At 47.8% G+C, this 25,468-nt stretch carries 15 protein-coding genes and 1 tRNA gene; 5 read left to right on the plus strand and 11 right to left on the minus strand.

Annotated features, from left to right (window positions below):
- The first annotated feature begins 102 nt into the window (after positions 1 to 102).
- The 5 genes from prfB to HMPREF9446_RS14505 all read left to right on the plus strand — a co-directional run bounded on the left by prfB (position 103) and on the right by HMPREF9446_RS14505 (position 5,916).
- The gene (gene prfB / locus HMPREF9446_RS14490) at positions 103 to 1,218 is read left to right on the plus strand and encodes a peptide chain release factor 2 (RefSeq protein WP_009126468.1); all 1,116 of its coding nucleotides are present in this window, start codon (positions 103 to 105) and stop codon (positions 1,216 to 1,218) included.
- A gap of 77 nt (positions 1,219 to 1,295) precedes the next feature.
- The gene (locus HMPREF9446_RS19325; protein ID WP_009126469.1) at positions 1,296 to 1,427 is read left to right on the plus strand and encodes a hypothetical protein; all 132 of its coding nucleotides are present in this window, start codon (positions 1,296 to 1,298) and stop codon (positions 1,425 to 1,427) included.
- 12 nt (positions 1,428 to 1,439) lie between these two features.
- On the plus strand, positions 1,440 to 1,910 hold the full coding sequence (locus HMPREF9446_RS14495) for a CYTH domain-containing protein (RefSeq protein WP_009126470.1): 471 nt from the start codon (positions 1,440 to 1,442) through the stop codon (positions 1,908 to 1,910).
- Positions 1,911 to 1,942: 32 nt separating this feature from the next.
- Positions 1,943 to 3,238 carry an MgtC/SapB family protein gene (locus HMPREF9446_RS14500; protein ID WP_009126471.1) on the plus strand — a complete coding sequence of 432 codons (1,296 nt, stop codon included), beginning with the start codon at positions 1,943 to 1,945 and terminating at the stop codon, positions 3,236 to 3,238.
- A 149-nt stretch (positions 3,239 to 3,387) separates the two neighbouring features.
- The gene (locus HMPREF9446_RS14505; protein ID WP_009126473.1) at positions 3,388 to 5,916 is read left to right on the plus strand and encodes an outer membrane beta-barrel family protein; all 2,529 of its coding nucleotides are present in this window, start codon (positions 3,388 to 3,390) and stop codon (positions 5,914 to 5,916) included.
- 66 nt (positions 5,917 to 5,982) lie between these two features.
- On the opposite strand, the gene HMPREF9446_RS14510 is transcribed toward HMPREF9446_RS14505, so the two are convergent.
- The 11 genes from HMPREF9446_RS14510 to HMPREF9446_RS14560 all read right to left on the minus strand — a co-directional run bounded on the left by HMPREF9446_RS14510 (position 5,983) and on the right by HMPREF9446_RS14560 (position 25,444).
- Entirely contained in the window at positions 5,983 to 7,320 is a 1,338-nt protein-coding gene (locus tag HMPREF9446_RS14510; protein ID WP_009126474.1) for a glucoamylase family protein, read from the minus strand.
- Positions 7,321 to 7,328: 8 nt separating this feature from the next.
- A complete protein-coding gene (locus HMPREF9446_RS14515) occupies positions 7,329 to 8,189 on the minus strand; it encodes an endonuclease/exonuclease/phosphatase family protein (RefSeq protein ID WP_009126475.1) in 861 nt (286 codons plus the stop codon).
- Positions 8,190 to 8,212: 23 nt separating this feature from the next.
- Complete coding sequence (bglX, locus tag HMPREF9446_RS14520) at positions 8,213 to 10,534, minus strand: beta-glucosidase BglX (protein ID WP_009126476.1); 2,322 nt, start codon at positions 10,532 to 10,534, stop codon at positions 8,213 to 8,215.
- 110 nt (positions 10,535 to 10,644) lie between these two features.
- Entirely contained in the window at positions 10,645 to 12,111 is a 1,467-nt protein-coding gene (locus HMPREF9446_RS14525; RefSeq protein ID WP_009126477.1) for a RagB/SusD family nutrient uptake outer membrane protein, read from the minus strand.
- Positions 12,112 to 12,139: 28 nt separating this feature from the next.
- Positions 12,140 to 15,205, minus strand: a complete 3,066-nt coding sequence (locus tag HMPREF9446_RS14530) for a SusC/RagA family TonB-linked outer membrane protein (protein WP_009126478.1) — start codon at positions 15,203 to 15,205, stop codon at positions 12,140 to 12,142.
- A 554-nt stretch (positions 15,206 to 15,759) separates the two neighbouring features.
- Positions 15,760 to 17,283 carry a RagB/SusD family nutrient uptake outer membrane protein gene (locus HMPREF9446_RS14535; protein ID WP_009126479.1) on the minus strand — a complete coding sequence of 508 codons (1,524 nt, stop codon included), beginning with the start codon at positions 17,281 to 17,283 and terminating at the stop codon, positions 15,760 to 15,762.
- A gap of 43 nt (positions 17,284 to 17,326) precedes the next feature.
- On the minus strand, positions 17,327 to 20,365 hold the full coding sequence (locus HMPREF9446_RS14540; protein WP_009126480.1) for a SusC/RagA family TonB-linked outer membrane protein: 3,039 nt from the start codon (positions 20,363 to 20,365) through the stop codon (positions 17,327 to 17,329).
- A 68-nt stretch (positions 20,366 to 20,433) separates the two neighbouring features.
- Positions 20,434 to 23,262 (minus strand): triple tyrosine motif-containing protein, encoded by a 2,829-nt coding sequence (locus HMPREF9446_RS14545; RefSeq protein ID WP_009126481.1) that lies wholly within the window; start codon positions 23,260 to 23,262, stop codon positions 20,434 to 20,436.
- A gap of 145 nt (positions 23,263 to 23,407) precedes the next feature.
- A tRNA-Leu gene (locus HMPREF9446_RS14550) sits at positions 23,408 to 23,489 on the minus strand.
- Positions 23,490 to 23,564: 75 nt separating this feature from the next.
- The gene (locus tag HMPREF9446_RS14555; protein WP_009126482.1) at positions 23,565 to 24,581 is read right to left on the minus strand and encodes a S41 family peptidase; all 1,017 of its coding nucleotides are present in this window, start codon (positions 24,579 to 24,581) and stop codon (positions 23,565 to 23,567) included.
- Positions 24,578 to 25,444 carry a DUF3316 domain-containing protein gene (locus HMPREF9446_RS14560; RefSeq protein WP_009126483.1) on the minus strand — a complete coding sequence of 289 codons (867 nt, stop codon included), beginning with the start codon at positions 25,442 to 25,444 and terminating at the stop codon, positions 24,578 to 24,580. Before HMPREF9446_RS14560 ends, HMPREF9446_RS14555 begins: the two co-directional genes overlap by 4 nt.
- Positions 25,445 to 25,468 lie beyond the last annotated feature (24 nt).

A 25,468-nucleotide genomic window follows, 5' to 3' on the forward strand; every position in this document is an offset into this window, starting at 1 on the left:
TTTTTCATACCTTTGCAATCCGAATAGTATTTATTTGTCCGTTTAAGGTATAAAACCTTGATTTTAGCCATAAATCGTAATTAGATATAATGTAATGCAATTATGATTACAGCAGAACAACTGAAAGATATAAAAGAACGTGCAGAAGCGTTGAACCGCTATCTGGACATTGAGGGAAAGAAAATACAAGTGGAAGAAGAACAGCTTCGTACCCAAGCTCCCGGATTTTGGGACGATCAGAAAGCTGCCGAAGCCCAGATGAAGAAAGTGAAAGGACTGCAGCAATGGATTTCCGGTTACAACGAAGTGAAGACGCTGGCGGAAGAACTGCAATTGTCCTTTGATTTCTATAAGGACGAGCTGGTGACCGAGGAGGAAGTGGATGAAGCCTATGTAAAGGCGTCTGCCGCCGTTGAGGCTCTTGAACTCAAGAATATGCTTCGTGAAGAAGCGGACCAGATGGATTGTGTGCTGAAAATCAATTCCGGTGCCGGTGGTACGGAAAGCCAGGATTGGGCAAGCATGCTGATGCGCATGTATTTGCGCTACGCTGAAACCTATGGTTACAAGGCGGTTATTTCCAACTTGCAGGAAGGCGACGAAGCGGGTATCAAGACTTGTACCATTGAAATATCGGGTGACTATGCATACGGTTATCTGAAAGGGGAGAACGGAGTTCACCGCCTGGTGCGTGTGTCTCCCTATAATGCTCAGGGCAAGCGTATGACTTCTTTTGCTTCTGTGTTTGTCACTCCGTTGGTGGATGACACGATTGAGGTGAATATCAATGTAGCCAATATCTCATGGGATACTTTCCGCTCCAGTGGAGCAGGTGGCCAGAATGTGAATAAGGTGGAGTCCGGTGTGCGTTTGCGTTACCAGTTCAAAGATCCCTATACAGGCGAAGAAGAAGAAATCCTGATTGAGAATACCGAAACGCGCGACCAGCCCAAGAACCGCGAAAATGCCATGCGTCAGTTACGTTCTATTTTATATGACAAAGAACTGCAGCACCGTATGGCCGAGCAGGCTAAAGTGGAAGCCGGTAAGAAGAAGATTGAATGGGGTTCGCAAATACGAAGCTACGTATTTGACGACCGTCGTGTGAAGGACCATCGCACCAATTATCAGACCAGTGATGTGAACGGCGTGATGGATGGTAAGATCGATGGTTTTATCAAGGCTTATTTGATGGAGTTTGCGGGTAGCGGAGAATAAATCTTTTTTTTTCTTGCATTCTTCCCAAATTTCTTTTTACTTTGTTCATCGTTGAACTTAAAACTGTCAGAAACACTATGGGAAAGAATAAAAAGAAAGTAAAACATAGCCGGGAAGAAGAAAAACAAGCTAAGAAAGTGTTGGTAATTATCGGTATTTCAGCTTTAATCCTGGTAGTTGCCATGTTCGTAGCTTATTCCTTTTGGTAATTGAATGGAATAATGCCGCAAGAAATAGAACGTAAATTCCTTGTGACAGGAGAATATAAGTCACAAGCGTATGCACAGAACCATATAGTGCAAGGATACATCAGCAGTGCGCGAGGACGGACTGTGAGGGTGCGTATCCGTGACGACAAGGGTTATCTCACTATTAAAGGTGCTTCCAATGAATCGGGTACCAGCCGTTATGAGTGGGAAAAGGAAATTCCCTTGAATGAAGCGGAGGAATTGATGCGGATATGTGAACCGGGCATTATAGATAAGACCCGCTATCTGGTACGTAGCGGGAAACATGTTTTTGAAGTGGATGAATTCTATGGCGGGAATGACGGGCTGGTAGTGGCCGAAGTAGAACTTGCATCAGAAGACGAGCCTTTCGAAAAGCCTGCTTTTATCGGCCGGGAGGTAACAGGGGACATTCGTTACTACAATTCTCAGTTGATGAAACATCCTTTCAATACTTGGGAGTAAACCATTTGCATTCTATAATTGTTAAATTGTAAATGGAACAACTTTACGACTATCTGCCGAGAGAGCTGGTTACTTTTATCCTGGTAACCGTTTTCTCTTTACTCATCGGGCTTTCACAGCGGAAAATAAGCTTGAAGCGCGAAGGGGAGACTACGCTTTTCGGTACAGACCGCACCTTTACTTTCATTGGCATCCTGGGATACTTGCTTTATATTCTGGATCCGCTGGAGTACCGTCTTTTTATGGGGGGAGGTGCCATATTGGGATTGCTGTTGGGACTTAACTATTACGTAAAGCAAGCACAGTTCCATGTGTTCGGTGTTACTACCATTATCATTGCACTCATCACATATTGCATTGCGCCGATTGTCGCCACACAACCTTCATGGTTTTATGTGATGGTGATTGTGACCGTATTGCTTTTTACGGAATTGAAGCATACATTTACAGAGCTGGCACAGCGTATGAAGAATGATGAGATGATTACGCTTGCCAAGTTTCTCGCCATCAGTGGCATCATCCTTCCGATGCTGCCTAATGAAAATCTGATTCCCGGTATCAACCTTACACCGTATAGCATCTGGTTGGCGACGGTGGTTGTGTCCGGCATTTCTTATCTTTCTTATTTGCTGAGGCGGTATGTATTCCGTGAGTCCGGTATCTTGGTGTCGGGTATAGTGGGAGGCTTATATAGCAGTACGGCTACCATTTCCGTATTGGCGCGGAAAAGCCGCAAGGCTTCAGCTCAGGAAGCTCCTGAATATGCTGCTGCCATGTTGTTGGCGGTGAGCATGATGTTTCTGCGCTTTCTGATACTTATCGGTATTTTCAGTGCGGAGACTCTGTCGGCCATTTATCCTTACCTGTTGGTTATGTCGGTGGTGTCGGCAGGTGTGGCATGGTTTCTGCACAGCAAGCGTAAACGGATGGATAATGTCGGGCCAATAGATGAAGAGGAAGACAGCAGCAACCCGTTGGAATTTAAAGTCGCATTGATTTTTGCCATGCTGTTTGTCGTATTTACTATCTTGACACATTATACGCTGGTGTATGCAGGTACGGGGGGACTTAACCTTTTGTCCTTTGTGTCAGGCTTCAGTGATATCACTCCTTTTATATTGAATCTGCTGCAAGGAACAAATAATGTGGCTGTGCTGGTTATTGCGGCTTGCAGCATGCAGGCCATTGTCAGCAATATAGCGGTAAACATGTGCTATGCGCTGTTTTTTGCCGGTGGAAAGAGCCCTTTGCGCCCATGGATACTGGGAGGATTTGGCTGTGTGATTGTGATTAATATTTGTTTGTTACTCTTCTTTTACTTCTTATAAATCATCTTCTTTTTGCTTTTTTAACTCCGAAACTCTCGTAAGTGTCGGAAAAGAAGCTATTTTTGTCGAATTCATTGTGACAAATCACGAATGAAAAACGTCTAATACCAAGACAATAATTAAGAATAGTCACTAAATCGAAAAACGCAATGAGAATTAAATGGACCGTGCTGCTGTGGATGCTTTTGGTATCCGGGCTGGCAGTAGCACAAAACACGGCAACTACTTCTTTCCAAATCAAAGGAGTCTTGCTTGACTCGCTTACTCAAGAGGGTGAGCCTTATGCCACAATTAGAATCGTGAAGAAACAAGCTCCCGCACGCCCCTTGAAGATGTTGGTAACGGACATGAAAGGCAAGTTCCAGGAGAAGATGTCCGGTTCGGGTGATTTTATAATGACCATCACTTCTGTCGGTCGTAACAGTATTGTGAAGGACTTCTCTGTAAAGCCGGGTGAAAAGCTGGTGGACTTCGGGACGCTGTATATTACAGATGCCTCCAAAGAACTGGGGCAGGTTGAGATTGTGGCACAGAAACCTTTGGTAAAAGTGGATGTGGACAAGATTGAATATAATATTGAAGATGATCCGGACTCCAAGACAAACTCTGTCATAGAGATGCTTCGTAAAGTCCCGTTGGTAACGGTAGATGGAGAAGATAATATTCAGGTAAACGGAAGCAGCAGCTTTAAGATACATGTCAACGGAAAGCCCAACAACATGATGAGCAATAATCCGAAAGAGGTACTTAAAAGCATGCCTGCCAATACTATTAAGTATATAGAAGTGATTACCTCCCCGGGAGCGAAGTATGATGCCGAAGGCGTGGGAGGTATTCTCAATATTGTAACCGTCGGCAGCGGGTTCGAAGGATATACTGCCACTTTCAGCGCGCGGGCCAGTAATATGGGATTGGGCGGCGGCGCCTACGCTACCATCAAACAAGGTAAGCTGACGCTGACGGGCAATTACAATTACAGCTACAATAATCAGCCTGCCAGCTATTCGGAAGGTTATCGTGAAGATTATGAGTCTGTTGATCAGAAGTATCTGGAATCCACCAATACGTCAGATTATAGCGGGCAGTTCCAACATGGTAACTTGGAGGCAAGTTATGAAATTGATACCTTGAGGCTCATTACCATGTCCATAGGCATGTATGGCGGTGGAAACGACAATGATGCGGAGGGTAACACCGAGATGTGGAATGCGGCGCATGACAAGACAGCCTACAGTTATCGTACTTTGACGCAGGGTGACGGTTCATGGTACTCTATACGCGGTAATATTGATTATCAGCGTGTTTCAAAAAAGAACAAGAATCGTATGTTTACTCTTTCTTATAAGATCAACACCCAGCCGCAGGAGAGTGACAACTACAACCGCTATCTGGACCGTTATCAGGTGCCCGAAGTATTCCAGCTCTATAACTCGCATACTTTTGGCAAGACCAACACGACAGAGCACACTTTCCAGGCCGACTATACAACGCCTATCGGCAAGTTGCATACCATAGAGACTGGTTTGAAGTATATTATCCGCAATAATGTCAGCGAAAATAGTTTCGAGGAAGATAAGAGCAGTGACGGAAACGGTGATTATGTGTATAATGAGAACCGGAGCAGCAATTATGAGCATCTGAATGATATCTTGGCTGCTTATCTGGGTTATACGTTACGTTACAAAGATTTCACTTTCAAGCCGGGCCTACGCTTTGAGCACACGGCACAGGATGTGCGTTATATTGTCGGTGCGGGAGAAGATTTTAAGGTAGATTATAACGATTTGGTTCCTTCCGTATCCTTGGGCATTAAATTGGGCAAGACACAGACATTGCGTGGAGGATATGACATGCGTATTTACCGTCCCGGAATATGGTATCTGAATCCTTACTTTGATGACCGCAACCCCATGGCTATCAGACAGGGTAACTCGGAACTGGAGAGTGAGAAGAGTCATGCGTTCAATTTGAGCTACAGTAGCTTCACCTCTAAGTTTAACGTGAATGTATCGCTACGCCACTCGTTCAACAATAGCGGAATAGAAAGTGTGAGCCGTTTGATAGGGAAGGATGGCGAGTACTTCGGACCGGACAAGACACACTTTGCTCCCGAAGGTGCCCTTTATACTACGTATGAAAATATAGGCAAAAGCCGTAATACGAATTTAAGCTTGTATCTTAACTGGAACGCATCACCCAAGACACGCATTTACATTAATGGCCGCGGTAGTTATTCGGATCTTAGAAGTCCCTCCCAGAATTTGCATAACAGTGGTTGGCAAGGGTCTATGTATGGTGGTATCCAGCATACTTTCCCATGGAAATTGCGCGCCAGTCTGAATGCCGGGGGAAGTACGCCTTATATCTCTCTGCAGGGAAAGGGCAGTGGCTACTCTTATTATAGTCTTAGCGTGAACCGTTCGTTTCTTAAAGACCGTTTGACTGTGAGTGTTTATGGTTCAAACTTGTTCTCTAAGTATATCAATTTTGACAGTACGACCTTCGGTGATAATTTTTATTCTACCAATAAGAGTCGTTATCCCAACCGCTCGTTTGGTATGAGTATCAGCTATCGCATAGGCGAATTGAAGGCCAGTGTGAAGAAAGCCGTACGTTCTATCAACAACGATGATGTGAAAGGTGGCGGTGAAGGTGCCCAAGGCGCTGGAGGCAATTAACATTCTCTTTATAAAAGCCCCCTCAAAAGCTACTGTAGTTTTTGAGGGGGCTTCTTTGTGTCACTATTATTTATTACCTATTGAAAATCCTAATTTGGCGAGTCCGTTCTTTACGTCGGGATGACTCATGAACAGTTTCCATAAGAGTCCGGTCCGGTAGTTTTCAATCATGACCGCTATGGGACCCTGGTCTATGGCAAGATACCTTTGCGGATACCAGTTGTCCGTTTCGCTGAAAGCGTCGTAGAATCCGTAAGGGCCGAAGACCTTGTCTCCCATTTCATAGAGATGCCTCATGACTTGCAGGGACTGTTCCGGCGTATAGACAATGGATGACAGTGCCGCGGTAGGTGATATGACTCCCAGGTCATCCCGTTCGTTTGGGGAGTGGGCTGCATATCCGTTTACCGAGTAGCTGGCTGTCAGTCCCCAGCAATCGGGTCCGAATCCTTTGTAATGTTTGGGGTTTCGTACGCAGTAAGCCCGGTTCACCAGTGTGAGGTTGCGCATTTCATTGAAATAGTCGGTGCAGTATTCATCCTTCAGTCCGGTAGGATTCAGTCCCAAGAAGGAATATTGCGCCCAGAAGAGTGGTCCTGCCTCCGTTCCCTGATAGCGCAGATTCAGTTCTATACCTTCTACCTTATGGGGCTGTACGATTTCTCCGTTTTGTGCCCATCCCTCGTGGTAAACGGCGGAAGGTACTCCGTGAGTCGGCGATGCTGCCGCCATGATATACATGATGAGGCATTCGTTGTATCCGCGTACCGGGAAGTCCATTTCCCAGGCATATTCCGGACTCCAGTGCCAGTAGAGTACATTCTTGTCATTCTGCCTGTAGAAATTCCAGTCCACCTCCCGCCAGAGTTTGTCTATCCGTGCCGCGAGTGCCTGTTCCCGTTGATTTCCGTTGACGTAGTACTGGTGTACCGCCAGCAGTGCCTGCATGATGAAGGCGGTCTCTACCAGGTCTCCGCCGTTGTCCTTCTGTCCGAAGGGTTTGACCTTTCCGGTTTCTCCGTACCACCAGTGGGGGTATGCCCCATGAAAGCGGTCGCATGTTTCCAGGAAGTTCACTATCTTTTCCATGCGTTGCAGACCCTCCTCAGGGGTGACATATCCTCTGTCTATCCCTGCCAGTATGGCCATGATTCCGAATCCGCTGCCTCCGGAAGTAACTACATTCTGGTCTTTTTCCGGATAGATACCGTCCATGTGGATTCTTTCCCGTGCCAGTCCGCTGTTGGGTTCCGCGCCTTCCCAGAAGTAGTTGAAGGTTCTTCTCTGTACGGTATCCAGCAGGGCGTCATCGCTTAGCTGACTTTGTTCCTGTTTGCCGGGACTTTTGCATTGGGTGAATCCCAATAGCAGGCATACTAATAAAAAGCTATGTTTAAGAGTCATATCTATATTTATTGAAGAGTTAAATTGACAAGTACCGGACAGTGGTCGGAAAGGAAACCATTCTCCGGTGCATCTTGGATGACACGGTAGCGGTTCACTTTCGCGCCGTCGGTAACGAATACATAATCTATCAATACACGTTCGTCCAGGGGGATACGGCCGAAATCGTGGAAAGACCATGACGGTCCATAGGTTATACCGGCTGTTTCGGATGTATTCTGCATTCCGCCTTTTTCCAGTATTTGCAGAGGCTCTTCGTCAGGCTCGCAGTTGAAATCACCTGTAATGATGGCAGGTACATCCGGAGCGATTTCCTTGATTTTATTCAGGATGAGCTGTACACCTTCCTTGCGGGCTATCTTACCGTCATTGTCCAAGTGAGTGTTGAAATACACAAATTTCTTCCCGTTGCTTTTTTCTTGCAATACCGCCCAGGTAGTGACACGGTTATAGGAGGCATCCCAACCTTTTATTCCGATGGTGTCGGGATGTTCGCTTAAGGAGAAGTTACCATACTCTACAAGTGTAAAGCGGTCCGTCTTGAAGAAAACCGGGCAATATTCACCGGCTTCTTTACCGTCGTCACGTCCCACACCGAGTGCGGTGTATTGAGGAAGTCCCTGTTTGAGGTCTTCCATCTGGTTATGGCATACTTCCTGCATTCCCAGTAAGTCAGGCTGGTAGTAGGCAATCATCTTGCAGGCATTGTCTTTCCGGTATTTCCAGTTGTTGGCACTGTCTGAAGGAGCATCCAGGCGGATATTGAAGGTCATCACTTCCAGAGGCTGTCCGTTCTGTGCAGGTTGGTTTTTACAACTGCCAAGGAGCAAAATGCTGCAGGCGCAAAGAAAAAAAGTTGTGTATTTCATGCTTTCTAACTATTTATCAAGTATTATCTCAGTGTCAGGCGTGCAGACTTTACAAGCTGGCTGTTTCCGCCTATCATCACGTCAAAGTCTCCCGGCTCGGCTACCCGATTGAGGTTGTAGTCGTAGAAGCGCAGCAGTTCCGGTGTTATTTTGAAGGTCACTGTCTTGCTTTCACCCGCCTTGAGGAATATTTTCTCAAATCCTTTCAGTTCTTTGACCGGACGGGTGATGCTTCCTACCAGGTCGCGTATGTAGAGCTGTACCACTTCCGCACCGTCACGCTTTCCGGTATTGGTAACGGTAACCGTAGCGTCAACCGTGCCGTCCTGTCCCATTGTCTGGCTGCTCAGTGTAACCTCACTGAACCGGAAAGTGGTGTATGACAGCCCGTATCCGAACGGGTACAGCGGTTCGTTGTCAACATCCAGGTAGTTGCTGCGGAATTTCTCGAACCATTTGCCTTCCTGCAGGGGACGGCCTGTGTTCTTGTGGTTGTAGAACAAAGGAATCTGTCCTACATTCTTAGGGAATGTCATGGTCAGTTTACCGCTTGGGTTCACATCTCCGAAGAGTACGTCCCCTATGGCATAAGCGGCTTCGCTTCCCCCGAACCATACGTTCAGTATGGCCGGCACGTTTTCCTGTTCCCAGGTCAATGTCAACGGTCGTCCTGTGAACAGAGTCAGCACTACCGGTTTTCCGGTTTTCAGCAATGCCTCCAGCAGGGTACGCTGCACGTCGGGGATGTTCAAGTCTGTACGGCTTGAGCTTTCTCCACTCATCTCTGAAGATTCTCCGAGGGCTGCTACGATAATATCCGCTCCTGCTGCCACCTTCAACGCTTCCTCGAGCATTTCCTTGTCGGTACGGTTATCCCTGTTCAGGGATCTTCCGAACAGGGTAGCCCGTTCTTCGTATGCGGCATCTCCAATCAGGTTGCTTCCTTTGGCGTAAGTGACGCTGACCTTTCCTGCCATCATCTCTTTCAGGCCTTCATATAAGGAAGGATAATCGTTGAGCCTTGCCGCCACACTCCATGTTCCCGGCATGTTGCTTCTTGTATTTGCCAGAGGGCCGATGACTGCTACTGTTCCCTTTTTCTGCAGGGGCAGCAGGGGAGCCTGTCCTGCTTTTGCCGGTTCATTCTTCAGAAGAACGAAGCTCTCGCTTGCAATCTTGCGTGCGGCGTCACGGTGCTCTTTGGTGAAGATGTCGCGTGCCGGTCTGCTCAAGTCGCAATATTTATAGGGGTCGTCAAACAGCCCGAGCTTGTATTTTGCCTCAAGGATGCGACGGCAGGCAGTATTCAGGGTTTCCATGCTGACCTTGCCCTCATCGATGGATTTCTTGATGGTTCCTACAAATCCTTCGCTGACCATATCCATATCGACACCTGCGTCGAGGGCACGGGCAGAAACGGTTTGCAAGTCACCGATGCCATGTGCCACCATCTCTGCGATTCCGGTAAAGTCTGTCACTACGAATCCGTCGAATCCCCATTGCTTGCGCAATACGTCAGTCATGAGCCATTTGTTGGCGGTGGCGGGCACGCCGTCCACTTCGTTGAAGGAGGCCATCACACTGCCTACGCCTGCGTCAACCGCCGCTTGGTAAGGATACAGATACTCGTTGAACATACGGTTACGGCTCATATCCACGGTGTTGTAGTCACGTCCTGCCTCTCCGGCTCCATAGAGTGCGAAGTGCTTGACGCAGGCCATGATTTCATCGTTCCGTTTCAGTTGGTTGTCCAGGTTGTCTCCCTGATATCCCGATACCATCGCCTTGGCTATGGCACCTCCCAGGAAAGGGTCTTCTCCGTTACCTTCGCTGACACGTCCCCAACGCGGATCCCGGCTGATGTCCACCATCGGGCTGAATGTCCAGGATATACCGTCCGCGCTTGCCTCTACTGCTGCGATGCGTGCCGACTTCCGGATGGCTTCCATGTCCCATGTGCAGGATAACCCTAACGGGATGGGGAATATGGTCTCGTAACCATGTATCACGTCCATTCCGAACAGCAGCGGGATGCCCAGCCGTGAGTTCTCCACTGCGAGTTTCTGCACGTCGCGTATCTTCGCCACTCCTTTCAGGTTGAAAAGTCCTCCTACAAGTCCTTGTTCAATCTTCTTGGCCACGTCGCTGCTTTTGGCTTGTCCGGTAGTGATTTCTCCGGTGACGGGCAGGTTCAGCTGCCCGATTTTTTCCTCCACGGTCATTTTCTTCATCAGTGCGTCGATGAAGCGGTCCATGTCCTGCGGAGATTTTTGCGCCTGTACGCCGGTGCTTCCCATTAGGACGGCAGCCAGCAACAGACTTGTTTTTCTGAAAACTTTCTTCATGATATGTTCTGTTAGGGTATTTATTTAAGTTTCGCAAGTTAATGATAACCTCATACAATTAAGTATGCCAGTATCATTAACCTGCGAAAGCTTAATTTGTTCATGGGATTTTATTCATCCTTCGGCTCTTTCAGTAAATCTGGGATTTGGGTATATTGGTTGAAGGGCAATGGCAAGAGAGCCTTGTCTTCCGACCAGCCTTTCAATTCTGTTTTTGCCAGTCCTGTACGTACAAGGTCGTTATAACGTTCACCCCATTCACAGACTAGTTCCATGCGGCGTTCGTCTATAACTTGTTCAAAAGTTACATTTGTCAGTTCAGGCATTTTGGCGCGTCTTCTTACTTCATTGAATGGCGCGTCGCCGTTTTTCCCGTTCTTGATTTTAGCTTCGGCATTCATCAGGAGAACATCGGCATAGCGGAAAATGCGGACGTTGTTATTGGTACCGTATTTGGTGCGGCCGGGAGTCAGCTGATTTAGCGGAGTGTAGGCCTTGCCGTTCCAGCAGTCTGTATTCGTTGGGTTTGTTTGCGGCTTGATATAATCGCCGTCGGGGGTTGTTGAGTCTGCCATCAGGAAGGAAGTTGTGGCACGTATTGTTTCTCCACGATTATACGCCCAGTCACGGAAAGACTTCAAGATGCCGCAGTCTCCCCAGCCGTTGATGTTGCTGCCGGAATTTTGGGGTCCTTGGCAGGTAAACCATTCTCCCGGATCGATTAAATCACCGGAGCCATTGCCGAAGTCAGTCATTTGACTTTCGAAGATGGATTCGTCACAGAGTTTTCCCGGAATTTTGAATAATTGGTAGAAATCCGGATAGAGTGAGAAGTTGCCATGCTCGATGATGTCGTCCGTGAGTTCTTCCACTTTGGCATAGTTGCCCATGTTCAGATGGATTTTAGCGGCTAACATTTCAGCGGAGAAAGCCGTGACGGCCCCTTTGTGCTCACTTTGGTTGGGACGGATGCGGGGCATATTCTCAATACCGTACTGTAAATCTTCCAATGCATATCTGTTTACTGCATTGGCGGTGGAGCGGCTCAAATCAGTCTGGTTGTTGTCGCGGAGAATCGTAACCGCTCCAAATGCTTGGACCAGGCGGTAATAAGCATAAGCGCGCATGAACATCACCTCACCGCGATATGCTTTATAATTCTTCATATCGCTGTCGTTGGTGATATTCTCGGCGTATAAGTCCAATGATTCAATGGCCGCATTGGCGGTTTTGATGATATTGTAGTATTGCATCCACAATTCATTGATGCCCCAGAATGAGTCATTGTACTTATATTCACTCAAATTATAATAGTCACTGCCATTCCATTGGCCGCTGAATACATCCTGGTCACGGATGGTAGTAATTTCCCAGATTACCCAGTGTAAACCGCTGGTGCGTATTTTGGCATATACACCTGATACAGGCTGGTACATATTGCTGATATTGGTGTAATCTACTTTTTCTTCAGGAACTTTGCCTTCGGGCTCTTTGTCCAGGAAATCATTGCAGGATGCGAATGAAAACGCCATCAAGGCGGACACTATATATATAAAGGGTCTTATGAATGCTTTCATTAGTTCTAAATTATTAAGGGGTTATTTTTTAGAAATCAATTTTCAAGCCTAATGTGTAAGTTGACGTCAAAGGATATACCTCTGTATCCCAACCTTGGCTGTCGGACAATTCAGGACTGAATGCGTTGGCCTTGAAGGTTGTGAAAGGACGGTCGGCAGTCAAGCTCAGACGCAAGCCCGGCATGGTATAGTTACCAAACTTGACATTACGGAATGTATAGCCCAGCGTGATGTTTTGAATGCGGAAATAGTCAGCGCTTTCCACGAAGTAAGAACTATATTTCTGGTCGCTTACATTCCAGGATTTCAGTAGGGCGGCTGCCGACGGATTGGAGTTGGTGGAACCCGGTCCTGTCCAACGGTCCTCGTACTGGGCACGGTCGAAGTTGTAGTTCTGGGAAGAGTAGCGGAGTGCACGTTTGCGGTTGAACATCTGGGCGCCGGCCTGTCCGTAGGTTGTCAACTGGAAGTCAAGATTCTTGTAATTAAGGCCGAGGTTGATACCGTAAGTGAAGTTAGGGATATAAGAACCTAATGTAGTACGGTCGTTTCCGTCTAGAACCTTGTTTCCGTCGAGGTCGGCGTATTTCAGGTCGCCCGGTACGCAGCCGTTGGCTACGGCAATCGGATCAGCGGCAATTTCTTCTTCGGTCTGATAGACACCGATCATTTTGAAACCATAGAATGAATTCATTTCCTTGCCGACGATGTTGACGGTCTTGCCGCCTCTGATGATACTGTTGCCATTCAAATCTTTCACACGGTTTCTTAAAGTAGAGATATTCACGCCGATGCTGTAAGAAAAGTCTTGTCCTATCCTGTCGTTCCAGTTGGCGCTTACGTCAATACCGGAGTTGAGAATCTTACCGTAGTTACCGGCAAGGGTGGTAGTGCTGAAAGGAAGCAGCGGGGCAATCACGGCATTGTTCGTCATACGGTGGTAGTAATCCACGTCAATGTTCAGGCGGTTGTCAAGAGTGACGAAGTTGATGCCGGCGTTCCACTCCTCGACCACTTCCCATTTCAGCCAGCTGAAATAGGTATTGTTCTGGTAACCGGGGATTGTGGCGTCGCCAAATACGCCGGATGCATCGTTGCCGGTAGAGATCGAAGCAAAGCCGTCACTCGCAGCCACTTGGTCGTTACCCAGTTTGCCCCAACTTGCACGCAGTTTCAGGAAGTCAATCCATTTTTGGTTCTTCAGGAATGATTCTTCCGACAAAACCCAGGCGGCACCTACTGAAGGGAAATACCCCCAGTGTTCCTGGTATTTGCTGGAACCGTCGGCACGCATGGTAAACATCAACAGATATTTGTCTGCGTAGTTATAGTTCAGACGTGCGAAGTAAGAAATGCCTCTGTAGCAGTAGCCGTCATCTTTTACGGTAGCACCTGCGGCGTCACCGTTCTTGATATACCAGTATTCGTCTGCTCCGTCAGGGACATTGCTTGCCTTGCCCTCGAACATGCGCCATTGTTCCTGGCGCATGGAGTAGCCTGCCATGGCACCGAACCGGTGTTTGCCCCATTGGTCATTGTAAGTAAGGGTGTTGTCCCAGATATAATTGTAATATTTGTTTTCGTTTTTTGTAAGCTGTGTGGTGGCTGATTGCTGCCAGCTGCTTACATAATATTTCGGAGTGAATTCGCGGCCTTGGGTGGAGAGAAAACTATAAGAATAGTTGGTCTTGAAATTCAGCTTGCTGGGAATAAAGTCGATCTGTGCGTAGAAATTGCTCAATACTTGATAATTTTCCTTGCTTGAATCGAAATATTTGGCGGTGGCAACAGGGTTATAGAAATTTGAGCTATAGCCGATTGCATCTGGAGAACCGAATTTGTCGGGGAATCCCTTGTCGTTATTTTCATCGTAGAGTGCCACGATAGGAGGGCAGTTGAAGGCCTTTTGCCAAGCTTGGTTGTTGGGCACTTGTTGGGTGGAGTTGCTGAATACACCGTTGAATCCGACCTTCAACCAGTCGGTCGCGTCATAATCGACAGAACCGCGGAAGTTCATACGCTTGTAGTTGTTGTCAACGTCCATGATACCATCTTGGTACAGATAACTTGCGCCGACGGAATAAACGGCCTTTTCGGAACCGCCATTAATGTTCAAACTGTGGTTTGTGATGGCAGCGGTGCGCAAGAGGTGGTCATACCAGTCGTTGTCTGCTCCGAAAGTCCAATTGTGGAAATCCGGGTCGGCATAGCTGCCGCCATATTTGTCGATGGACTGTTTGAAATGTGACTGATAGGCATCATAATTCCCTTCAAGGAGCATGGTCGCATATTCATGGGCATTACAGAGTTCCAGTACATTGGATGCTTTTTGAATACCTACATAACCATCGTAGGAAATTTTGGCTTTTTGATTGCGTGAACCTTTCTTGGTAGTGATAAGCACTACACCGTTTGCGGCGCGTACTCCATAGATTGCGGCAGCCGACGCATCTTTCAAGATAGACATTTCCTGGATGTCTGCATTGTTCAGGAAGTTGATATTGTCGTAGAACATGCCATCTACAACGAACAGCGGTTTACTGTTGGAGAATGACCCGATACCACGGATTTGTACGGTAGGTCCTTCGCCCGGGGCGCCATTGTTTACGATATTTACACCGGGGACTTTGCCTTGCAGGGCTGCCATGGGCGTAGTAGAAGGTACGGCAGTCAATGCCTCGCCTTTAACGACGGTAATGGGTGCGGTCAAATCCTTGGCCTTGGCTGCACCGTAACCGATTACGACCACTTCTTCCAACTGCTGCGAGTCTTCTTTCAGTGTGACATTGACAATGGACTGCCCGTTTACTTTTACCTCTTGGGTCAACATCCCTATATAGCTTATAATGAGTGTTGCATTTTCCGGTACATTGTTTAGTGTGTATTTCCCGTCCAGATCAGTTACAACACCGTTATTGCTGTCTTTTACAAGGATGGATACGCCAATTAGAGCGTCACCTGCCGTATCGGTTATGGTACCTGTCACTGTTTTCGTCTGGGAGAATGCCGGCATCGTTGCCAATAACAGGCATGCCATCAAGAATAGACTCTTGAGCCGGATAGCTCTTTTAAGAAGATGTGCTTTACTCTTCATTGCATTAAATTTTTTTTAGTGGATAACTCGTTTAATAATTCTTAAGTTCTGCGCAGTACTTGAATTCAACTTTGTCGCAAATGTATGTATTCCGATAAACGGAGGGTAAAAAAGACATTCATCAACAATACATATCCTTGATTTTTAACAGATAAGGAACTACTCTTTTACTACTCAACTGCATGTAATATCTTGTGCTTTAGGTAGATACTTCTTTTGCCGATTCTGCCACATCCTTTCCTTTATCGATCTGTCATTAAAAGGCTTTCAATACTATATTAAAGCAGGTGTGTCAAAATAAAGATTTAGAACACAAATAACACAAATTACACAACCCCTGCTTTTTAATGACTCCTGATAGTCAGCGATTATCAGATTCGCTTTTTTTGCGTAATTTGTGTAATTTGCGTTCTTTTATCAGTTTAACACACCTCCTTTAATGATATCTCTGTCGTATAGTCAATCCGGTTCACCTTTACAGGCATCCCGCTTCTCTATAGCATGTATGTGGGCTCATTGCCCGGAATTCCCGTGCATCTTTTCGGCACGGTTCCCTAATAATTAGGATTCTGCACCAATACTCCGTTGGACTTGTCGATTTCTGTTTGCGGCAGCGGCAACAGGGCATTCTTGTCCTGGTAGTTCTTTCCGGCGGCCTGGAGTACTTCCTTGGCAATGCCCCAGCGTACAAGGTCGTAGAAACGGTCGGGTTCCAGGCCAAGTTCTACGCGGCGTTCATGGCGGATGGCATCCCGCAGTTCGCTTTGGTTGGTAGTGGTTACTTTGGGCAGGACATCTGTCAAGGTGCCACGGGCATGTGCACGCACCTGTTCCAGATAGCCGAGGGCTTCGGCGGGCAGCCCTTTTTCGTTGGCAGCTTCAGCGCCCATCAACAATACGTCCGGATAACGGATGAGGCGGATGTTTACCCAGAAGCCGGCTTTGGTATATTTCTTGCGCAGTTCCGGCTCAGTATAGGCTTTCTTGTTGAAGTAGGCTCCCATAGCGGTGGAAACCGGAGATTCCCCGTAAGGTTTGTTCGTGTTCTCCGGCGTGATGGGGTCGTCCACGCTTCTACGGAAATAGAGCAAGGTGGCGTCTTTACGCGGGTCGCCGGCTTCGAAGGCTGTACCCATCAGCTTGGTGCCCATGTGCCAGCCCCAGCCTAAGTTCCAGTCGCCGGCACCGCGCACTCCTTGTACCTCGCAGAACTGGCTGCCGATGCTGAGGTCCGCCTTCATGGCATCCGTGGCCTCGCATTGCAACTCGAATACACTTTCACCGCAGTTCTCGCCTTCTACGGTAAACACCTTATCTACAGGGGTATTCAGGTTGTAGATACCCGACTTGATGACATCGGTGGCCGCATTGTACATATTGTCCCAGTCGTTGCGCATCATATAGGTACGTGCATGCAGGGAGCGTGCGGCTCCCCACGTTGCACGTCCCGTGTAGTCGGAACTCCAGGTCAGGGGGAGGCATTTCTCGGCTTCGGACAGGTCCTTGTCAATCTGCTCGTAAATCTTGTCGGCGGTGGTTTTGGGCACATTGGCGTCGGCAGCTTCCACTACCTTGAAAGTTACCAAAGGAACCTCCCCCCAGGCACGTACCAGATTGAAGTAGCAGTAGGCGCGGAAGAACAGTGCCTCACCTTTCGTACGGATGTTCTCCGTATCTTCTTTGTTCTCGCTTTTTTCGAGGTCGTCCAGGATTTCGTTGCATTGATAGATGATCTTATAGTTCTGTCCCCAGTAAGCGCCCAGTGTCCCGTTGGAGGCCGTGTATTCGAAATCGTCCCACATGGCGGCGTTGTCTGCACCGTCGCCTGCATTGCTGCCTTTCTCGGAGTCCTCGCTGCGTACCATGTGAATCATGAATGCAGGGATGCCGGCCGTGATATTGTAACTGCGCATCAGGTAGTAAACGTTGTACATCTTTCCGCCTACCAGGGCGTTGGGGGCGTCGTCTTCGGTGAACTGGCCCAGCGGGTCACGATCCAGGAAGTCATTACAGGAGGTCAAGGCAAAGGTTGTCGCACCTGCCAGGAGAGTTGATAATATATAGTTTCTTAGTTTCATGTCTTCAATACTTGCTATGATTAATAATAGGGTTGGCGGGAGATCAGAATGTTAGGTTGAAGCCGAAAGTATAGATAGCCGGCATCGGATAGCTGCCGTCATCTACGCCAAAGGCGATAGCCGTACCTCCCAGTTCCGGAGTGTAACCGGTGTTATGCTTCCAGGTCTTCAGATTCTGGATGTTTACGTAAAGCTTCAATGCCTGCATGCCGATTTTTGAAATTAACTTCTGGTCGAAATTGTAGGCCAGGGATAGGTTGCGGATGCGGAAGAAACTGCCGTCCTCGATGTAGTACTCGGAGTTCAGGTTGTTGATGGTATGTTTGGTGTTCAGCAACGGTTGGGTATTGCTTGTACCGGGGCCGTGCCAACGGTCCATGCGCTGCTGCATGAAATTGAACTGGCTCCAGTTGTAGTTGTCCCAAGTGCGGTAAATCTGGTTGCCTGCCTGTCCCATCATGTCGATGCCCAGATCCCAGTTCTTATAGCTTACGCCAAGGGTAATGCCGTAGCTTACGTCGGGGGTAGGGTCACCGATCATGGTACGGTCGGCAGTGGTGATTTCACCGTCACCGTTTACATCCACGAATTTCAAGTCACCTGGGATGACCGTTGCCAAAGTATTTTTCGGCGAACTGTTGATCTCTTCCTGGGTCTGGTAAACGCCTTCTACCTTGTAGCCGTAGAAGTAGCCGATGGGGTACCCCGCCATGGTGTAGCTCTGGCTCTTGTCTCCGGCAATAATGGAGTAACCTTCCTGTACAAGGCTCAATACCTTGTTTTTGATAGTTGTCAAGTTACCGCCGATGCTGTAACCCCAATCACCAATCTGGTCGCGCCAGTTGAGGGCAAGTTCCACACCCTTGTTTTCGATGGAACCCAAGTTGCCGATACCCGGTACCGTGCCGGAGATGCCCGGAACTTCGGCGAGCAGATCCTTGGTCGTTTTCTTGTAATACACACCTTCAAAGTGCAGGCGGTTGCGGAAGAAGTTGGCTTCTGCGCCGATCTCCCATGCTTCTACCTTTTCCCAACGCAGGTCCGGATTGGGCAGGTAAGAAAGCTGATAGCCCGGATAGATGGCGGACGGAGTGCCGAATACGGCGGAGTAGGCATTGCTCAACAGAGGTTCTGCCGGATAAGGCTTGTCCAGGTTCTGGTTACCCAGTGTGCCCCAGGAACCTTTCAACTTCAACATGTCCAGCCAGGTGATGTCCTTCATGAACTCTTCTTCGCTCATCAGCCAGCCGGCACCTACCGAGTAGAAGTTCTGCCATTGGTTTCCTGTATAGGAGAAAGCGGAAGAACCGTCACGGCGGAAAGAGCCGTTGAACAGGTATCTGCCTTTATAGTTGTAGAGGATACGTCCCAGCATGGATACCGTGCTGCGCTCCCATTGCGTGCTGTTGTTGGTGGCTGTACCCGCATCGCCGATGCTTACATACCATTTGTCGGGATTGTCGGGAATAACCAGGCCCACGCCTTGCGTGCGTGCTGCACCGAGCAGTTCCAGCTTGTTATAATAGGTAGTGAAGCCTGCCGTGGCCGTCAGGCTGTGTTCACCCCAGGTATTCTGGTAGGTCAGCAAGTAATCGCTCTGTACTTTTGTTTCTGTCTGTTTCTCCTGGCTTACACCGGTTTTCCCGTCGCCCAAGGTTTCTACTTTGCCTTCTACGTTGTTGTCGAATACCTTGATGACGGGAGTATATTTACGGGTACTGTTTGAACCGTAGTCCATGGAGTACATCACCTTGAACTGGAAATGTTTCAGGAAGTCCCATTCTCCATACACGTTGCCGGATGCACGATAGTTTTCGGCTTTCGTAGTGTTGGCCCTTAATTCCACATCTACCATCGGATTGTTCATCTGGGCCTTCTGGAACTCCGGCAGGGTAGTGTATAGCCCGTATTCTTCGTTGAACACATGAGCTACCGGAGCTGCCCGCAAGGCAGTGGCGACACTTTTGGTGTCTGCCGGCAACATGCGCGCGCCGTTGAACTGGAAACCTACCTTGAGGTTGTCCGTCACCTTATAGTCATTGCTGACGTTCAGCGTGATCTTGCTGTACTTTTCGTTTTTGATGTTGCCTTGCTCATAGGCATAGCCGGCTCCGAGGTAGAAGCTGTGCTTGGCAGAAGCTCCGGTGATACTGATGTTGTTGTTGGTAATGAAACCCGTCTGGAAGATTTCGTCTTGCCAGTTGGTGTTGCCGGTCCAGTCGGTAAAATCGAATTCCGGATTGCCTTCGTTCCTCAACTGTTCGTTGTATAACGTCTTGAAACCCTCGGCATCTACCATGGCAATCTTGTTCGTGATGGCCTTGAAACCGAATGAGCCGTTGATGTTTACGCGCGTCTGGCCTTCTTTGGCTTTCTTCGTAGTGATGATGATGACGCCATTGGCACCGCGTACACCGAAGATGGCAAGCGAGGACGGGTCTTTCAAGATTTCCATAGACTCGATATCCTGCGGGTTCAGGAAGTTGATGTTGTCGTTGAACAGCCCATCGACTACATACAAGGGTTTGTAACCGTTGATGGAGTTTGTGCCGCGTACACGGATTTCCGGGTCAGCACCTGCCTTGCCGGAGTTGATTACCTGTACGCCTGCCACTTTGCCTTGTAGGGCGGATACCGGATTGACTACCGGTTTGTTGGCTATTTCATCCCCTTTGATGTTTGTGATGGATCCCGTCAGGTCACGCTTCTTGGCGCTGCCGTAACCGATGACCACTGTCTCTGCCAGCATTTGCGAGTCGTCCTCCATCCGGACATCGATTACCGACCGGCTGCCGACTTTGATAGCTTGTTTCTGCATTCCTACATAAGAAAATTCCAATGTGTTTTCCGGAGTTGCCTGAATGGCGTATTTACCGTCTATGTCGGTAATGACGCCATTTGAGGTGCCTTGCACCAATACAGATGCTCCGATCAGGGGGGCTCCCGATGCATCGGTTACAGTACCCGTCACAGTCTTTGTCTGAGAAAAGGCGGGCATGGTTGCCAGCAGCAAGCATGCCGTCAAAAATAGACTTTTCAGCCGTGAGATACTCTTTAAGATAGGTTTAGGTTCTTTTTTCATTGCATAATTTATTTAAGTGGATAACTTACTTGAATTATGCATGGAACAAATAAAAAACAAAAAAGATGTCATTCAATAGTTAAAAAGAACTCATTTAAGTTTTGGGCGGGCTGCAGGTTGAGTTTTTTGCGCAGGCGATACCGGTTGTTTTCCACCGCACGGATGGAAAGGTTCATCAAGGAGGCGATGTCCTTGGTATCCATGTTCAGTTTAAGGCAGGCACACAGGCGCAGGTCGTTGTTGGTGAGCAGCGGGTATGCCTCTTTCAGTGCTTTGAAGAAAGTACGGTGCTTTTGCTCGAATTTAATCAGGAACATTTTCCAGTCGTCCTCTGTGTCGAGATTGTTGGCAAGCAGATTGTTTATCTTCTGATAAAGAGGGAGCAATGCCTTTTGTGTGTTCTTGGTACAGATTTCATCCACAATCTCTTTCAGTTTCAGAATCAGCTCATTCTTGCGGATGATGAATGAGGTCTGTGTGAACAGTTCGGCATTCTTTTCTTCGATTTCATTCTGTAGTTCCTCATTCATTCTGCGCAGGTGCTCGGCTTCTTGTGCTTTCATGCGTCTGAAGTGTTTGGTCTGCAACTGCCTTTTCATCAGCCGGAAGGTAATGAACAGAGCTATGATGACCAGCAGGCAGCAAGTGAGGTACCACCAGATGGTACGGTACCAGGGAGGAAGTATGTCGAAGTTGATGATGGCATCGGGGGAATAATTGTCCAATTCGTCCGTGGTGCGGATGCGCAGGGTGTAATTCCCTTCCGGCAGACGGGCGTAAGAGACGCTGTTCCGCTGCTCTGGCTGGCTCCAGGTGCTATCTACTTCTTCCAGCAGGTATTCTACGAACAAGCTTTGGGCAAATGCGTCCTTGACGGAGAAGCCCACGGTGACTGTGTTGTCTTCGTAGGGGATACGGATGTCCTTGGAAAGGTCGGCATAGCCGCTTGCCTGGTCTTGGCCTGTATGTACAAATTCTAGGTTGGGAGGAGTGAGCTGTACGTTCTGGCGTTTGCTGTTCCGGGAGTCGTGAAGGATGAAACCGGCATCCAGGCACACCAGTGAAAGGGAGTCGTTGAGTATGGAGATATTCTCGAAAGCGGTAATCAGTGACAGGTTGTCGGTCTCTACCTTATAACTCTCGTTGATACGGGTAATATAACCGTCGTAGAAAAAACGGTAGATGGAAGAGCCGGTGATGGCCCAGCTCTCTTCACTGTTGATGGGCACAATACGCTTGATATTGTGTATATTCCGGAAACATTGGTTCAGAAGCTGGTTGGGTTGCAGGGTGTCACTATTCTCGTTGTAGGAGTAAAAGCGGTTGCCGCTTCCCAGGAAAATGACCCGCCCGCTTGCTTTGAACACTTGCAGATGTACAGGGAGTGTACTGTCTTTCTCGTGCCCGTAATAGGTGTAGTAGCGGAAGGCATCCATCTCTTCGTTTAACCGGCATTTGTATATGCCTCTGCTGACAGTCTCCAGCCAGATGTTGCCTAAGTGGTCTGTCTCTGCGTCGTAAATGGGATCGGTGATTTGCCGCATGACATTTACTTTTCCGGTCTCCTTGTTGACAATACGCAGTCCGTTGTAGGTAACGATAATCTGAATCTCTTTTCCGTTGACGGCAACTTCTAGGATGCGGAACACGCCGGTGTTGAGGTGGTAGGGCTGACGGATGCTGAAATCCGGGCGGATTTCAAGCAGGCCGTTGTTATGGCCGCAATATAAATGCCCGTTAATCTGTTGCAAGGACCACACTTGCCCTTGGGTACCCTCGATGAATTTCAGTGAAGAGAATATTTCAAAGTCGTTTGCTTTTTCTTCCGGTGTGTAGTAAACGCCTTGATTGGTGCCGATCAGCAAGTAGCCGTTCCACAAAGTGGCGTCATATACTGCACTGGAGTTACCGTCGTTGGTCCGATAGTAGCTTAAGCCGTCTGTATAGCGGATGTAGGCAAGCCCACGGTCCATGGCTACCCATATATTGTTTCGGTTGTCCTCGTACAGGGACAGGATCGTGTTGTTTTGCAGGGAGTTGGCGGCCGAGAAGTGATTGAGGATATTCCCTTGTACATCTACTTCATAGATTCCGCTTAACTGGGTTCCCAGGTAGTAGGTGTTTCGTTTGGCGCAATAGATTCCGCAATTGAGTTCTTGGCCATGCAACCGGAGGGACAGGGTGCTGTTCCAGGGAATGAAGTTCTTTTTGTCGTAAATGTAGATTTCGCCTGCAGAGGTTCCGACCAGGTAGCGGTCGTCGCTATATGGCAAAATGACACGGGTGGTGGCCCCGTTCAGGAATTCACTGCCTCCGATCTTACTTAGCCTGCCATCTTTGAGTTGGTGCAGGGGACCATACATCTCTTGTACCCAATATTCATTTCTCACTTTCAACAATAGCAGGAATCCTTCCGGAATAGTGAGTTGCCGCATTGTACGATGGTCATAGACATAAATATTTCTGAAGGTTTGGAAATAAACCTTGTTCCCGTCTATCCAGATGCGCCAGAAACTTTCATTGTCCAGGATCTTGGGTGGTAGTAACTTGTTTAAAGAGGTATATTTCAGTTTGCCGGAACAGTCTCTGTCCCAACGTCCCAGCTCTTCAGCGCCTCCGGTGTAGATCGTGTTGTGTGATTCTACCGCCAAGGCTCTGACTATCGGAGAGTTGGGCATTGGATAAAGTTCCCACTCCATACCGTCGGATTCAAGCAGGCCGATGTCATTCCCAAAATACATAATCCCTTTTTCATCTTGCCCGATAGACCAGTTTTTATTGGCTGCATGATACTTGTCTCGGGCAAAATTGATGACATAAGGCTTTTGATTGGCAAAAGAGTAACCTGTCACCAGCAAGGACAGACAAAGTAAAAGCAAATGTCTTTGGAGGTTCATGGTATGGTTGGTATTAAGTCTTGAAATCTTTAATTATCTGACAAATATACAATCTATTTTTATTTTCTCTTTCATAATATCATGAAAAAGCCTCTGAGATGATTCCCAGAGGCTTGCAGTTGTTTGTCTTTAAAAAAGATGTGTGTGCGGGTGATAGGACTCGAACCTACACGCCTCACGGCACCAGATCCTAAGTCTGGCGCGGCTGCCAATTACGCCACACCCGCGGGATAATTCCGTTTAGCGGTGACAAAGATAGGAAGATTTTTTATTCTGGCAAATACTTTGAAGGATAAAGTAACTTAGGGGGTTACTTTCAGCAGTTTCCGTGCTTCCTCAATGATGGTATCAAGGCCGTCTTCTTCATCTTCTTTCTTCAAGTCTATTTTTTTGTCCGGGTCTATGCCAAACTCGATCTGCTGTTTATTTGCATCCAGGTGTGGACTGGCTGAGAAGCGTACTCCCCATCCGTTGGGCAGTTCGGAAGAGAAAGGGAGCCCTGAGCCTCCACCGGTTTTGTCACCTATCAGGGTCACATTGGGAAAATAGCGCATGGAATTTACAAAATCATTGGTAGCGCTGTAGGAATGGCGGTTGGTCAGAACCATAACTTGCTTTTGCCAACGGATGCTGTTGGAAGGTTCTATATAAATAGGGGTAGGCTCGGAGAAATCACTATGTCCTTTACCTGTCTTGTGCCGGATGTATCCGGTCAGTACTTTTTCATTGGTGAAACGTTGGGCTATACGGGTGGCGTAGGTCAGGTTGCCGCCTCCATTGTTCCGTACGTCGATAATCAATCCGTTGCATACGGAAAGGTAGGAGAGTATCTCGTCTAAATTGCCGTTGCCGATACCATTGGAGAAGTCTCCGTAATAAATGTACCCTATATTATCTTCCAATATGCGGTATTTGGCGCCTCCGGCTATGCGGTAGTCGTGTCCGAGGTATTTCTCAATGATACTTTCATTGAAGTTGCGCGGATAATCCAGATACCAGTCCCAATAACGTGCCGTGTTGGAAGAACTGTATAGGTTGACATGCCCGTCTTTCAGTTCGGCAAGCATATTGCCCAGTATCTCAAATAGTCCGTCATTGCTCATATTGGGCGTGATGAGTGGTTGGTATTTGTCGTGAATGGCTTCCCAATCTATCTGTTTATAGTCTAAAAAGCAGTATTTTTCATCAATGATTTTCCATAATGCCTCGAAATTTCCCTGCGGTGTATTATTGAACTCCTCTTCACGGATACAGCCGTTCAGCAAGGGCAGCAGCGTAAACAGGATTCCCCAAATCTTCAGAAAGTATGTCTTTTTCATCTTGTTCTTTTCTTTTTATTGCGGAGCAGATAGATTTCCTTTACAAATCCTACCATGAACACGTGCGAGTAGGTATGTGTCTTTATTTCATTGACCTTGGCTTGTTGGGCGTCCCATACGTATGCAAGGCGCATTTTAGCTTTCCCTACAGGGAAGTCCACTGTCAGCATTTGCCTCAGTGAGGGCTGGTTGTGCAGGGATGTGAAGTTGATAACCCCATTCCAGTGCCCTAATGTAAATATCTCATAATAAGACTGGCCGTAGTTTGGCATGAACATGACACCTATTAGCGGAAGATTGATTTGATAGCGTAGCGTCAAAGGACAACTCTTGATACGCAGGTTCCAGATTGCCATGCCCGAAGCATCGAGGTTGATATAGGCACGTGCCTGGGCAGGGTTGTTGCCGTTGCGTAAGTTATAGACAAAGCCTCCATTGATGTCTGCCAACCCTCCGGCAAGCAGCTTGAAATTGCTTGTGATAGGGAAATGATAGTGCAGGCCATAATTCCAGTTCGCCAATCCGGAAAAAGCGTTGTTGTTGTCCACTTTATTATGCGTATACCCCAGATTTGCCTGGAAGAAGCTTTGCAGGGATATGCGGCCGTTCATCCAATTGGTCATCCGTATGCTTTCGCGTGAGATACGGAAATCCACTCCGGTATATTCTTGCGGGGACAGATAGGTGTCAAAAACATTGGTGAGACCTGCACCGTATAGAGTAGCGCGTGTGATAAAACGGTTCCTGGTTGCAGAGTCGGTACGCAACTCTTGCACGGCAATGTCTTCCACATCCTGTGCAAAGGTCTTGCCTCCCAGCGATATCAAGCATCCGATGATTATGCAAATCCTGTAAATCTTCATTCTTAATTGAGTATATTGTCAATG

It is taken from the genome of Bacteroides fluxus YIT 12057, assembly GCF_000195635.1.
Lineage (GTDB): Bacteria > Bacteroidota > Bacteroidia > Bacteroidales > Bacteroidaceae > Bacteroides > Bacteroides fluxus.

Bases quoted from the DNA above. Each gene is read 5' to 3' on its own strand.
- HMPREF9446_RS14530 (WP_009126478.1), bottom strand. From the start codon at position 15,205: ATGAAGAGTAAAGCACATCTTCTTAAAAGAGCTATCCGGCTCAAGAGT.
- HMPREF9446_RS14525 (WP_009126477.1), bottom strand. From the start codon at position 12,111: ATGAAAGCATTCATAAGACCCTTTATATATATAGTGTCCGCCTTGATG.
- HMPREF9446_RS14540 (WP_009126480.1), bottom strand. From the start codon at position 20,365: ATGAAAAAAGAACCTAAACCTATCTTAAAGAGTATCTCACGGCTGAAA.
- HMPREF9446_RS14545 (WP_009126481.1), bottom strand. From the start codon at position 23,262: ATGAACCTCCAAAGACATTTGCTTTTACTTTGTCTGTCCTTGCTGGTG.
- HMPREF9446_RS14515 (WP_009126475.1), bottom strand. From the start codon at position 8,189: ATGAAATACACAACTTTTTTTCTTTGCGCCTGCAGCATTTTGCTCCTT.
- HMPREF9446_RS19325 (WP_009126469.1), top strand. From the start codon at position 1,296: ATGGGAAAGAATAAAAAGAAAGTAAAACATAGCCGGGAAGAAGAAAAA.
- HMPREF9446_RS14555 (WP_009126482.1), bottom strand. From the start codon at position 24,581: ATGAAAAAGACATACTTTCTGAAGATTTGGGGAATCCTGTTTACGCTG.
- HMPREF9446_RS14535 (WP_009126479.1), bottom strand. From the start codon at position 17,283: ATGAAACTAAGAAACTATATATTATCAACTCTCCTGGCAGGTGCGACA.
- HMPREF9446_RS14560 (WP_009126483.1), bottom strand. From the start codon at position 25,444: ATGAAGATTTACAGGATTTGCATAATCATCGGATGCTTGATATCGCTG.
- HMPREF9446_RS14510 (WP_009126474.1), bottom strand. From the start codon at position 7,320: ATGACTCTTAAACATAGCTTTTTATTAGTATGCCTGCTATTGGGATTC.
- HMPREF9446_RS14495 (WP_009126470.1), top strand. From the start codon at position 1,440: ATGCCGCAAGAAATAGAACGTAAATTCCTTGTGACAGGAGAATATAAG.
- HMPREF9446_RS14505 (WP_009126473.1), top strand. From the start codon at position 3,388: ATGAGAATTAAATGGACCGTGCTGCTGTGGATGCTTTTGGTATCCGGG.
- bglX (WP_009126476.1), bottom strand. From the start codon at position 10,534: ATGAAGAAAGTTTTCAGAAAAACAAGTCTGTTGCTGGCTGCCGTCCTA.
- prfB (WP_009126468.1), top strand. From the start codon at position 103: ATGATTACAGCAGAACAACTGAAAGATATAAAAGAACGTGCAGAAGCG.
- HMPREF9446_RS14500 (WP_009126471.1), top strand. From the start codon at position 1,943: ATGGAACAACTTTACGACTATCTGCCGAGAGAGCTGGTTACTTTTATC.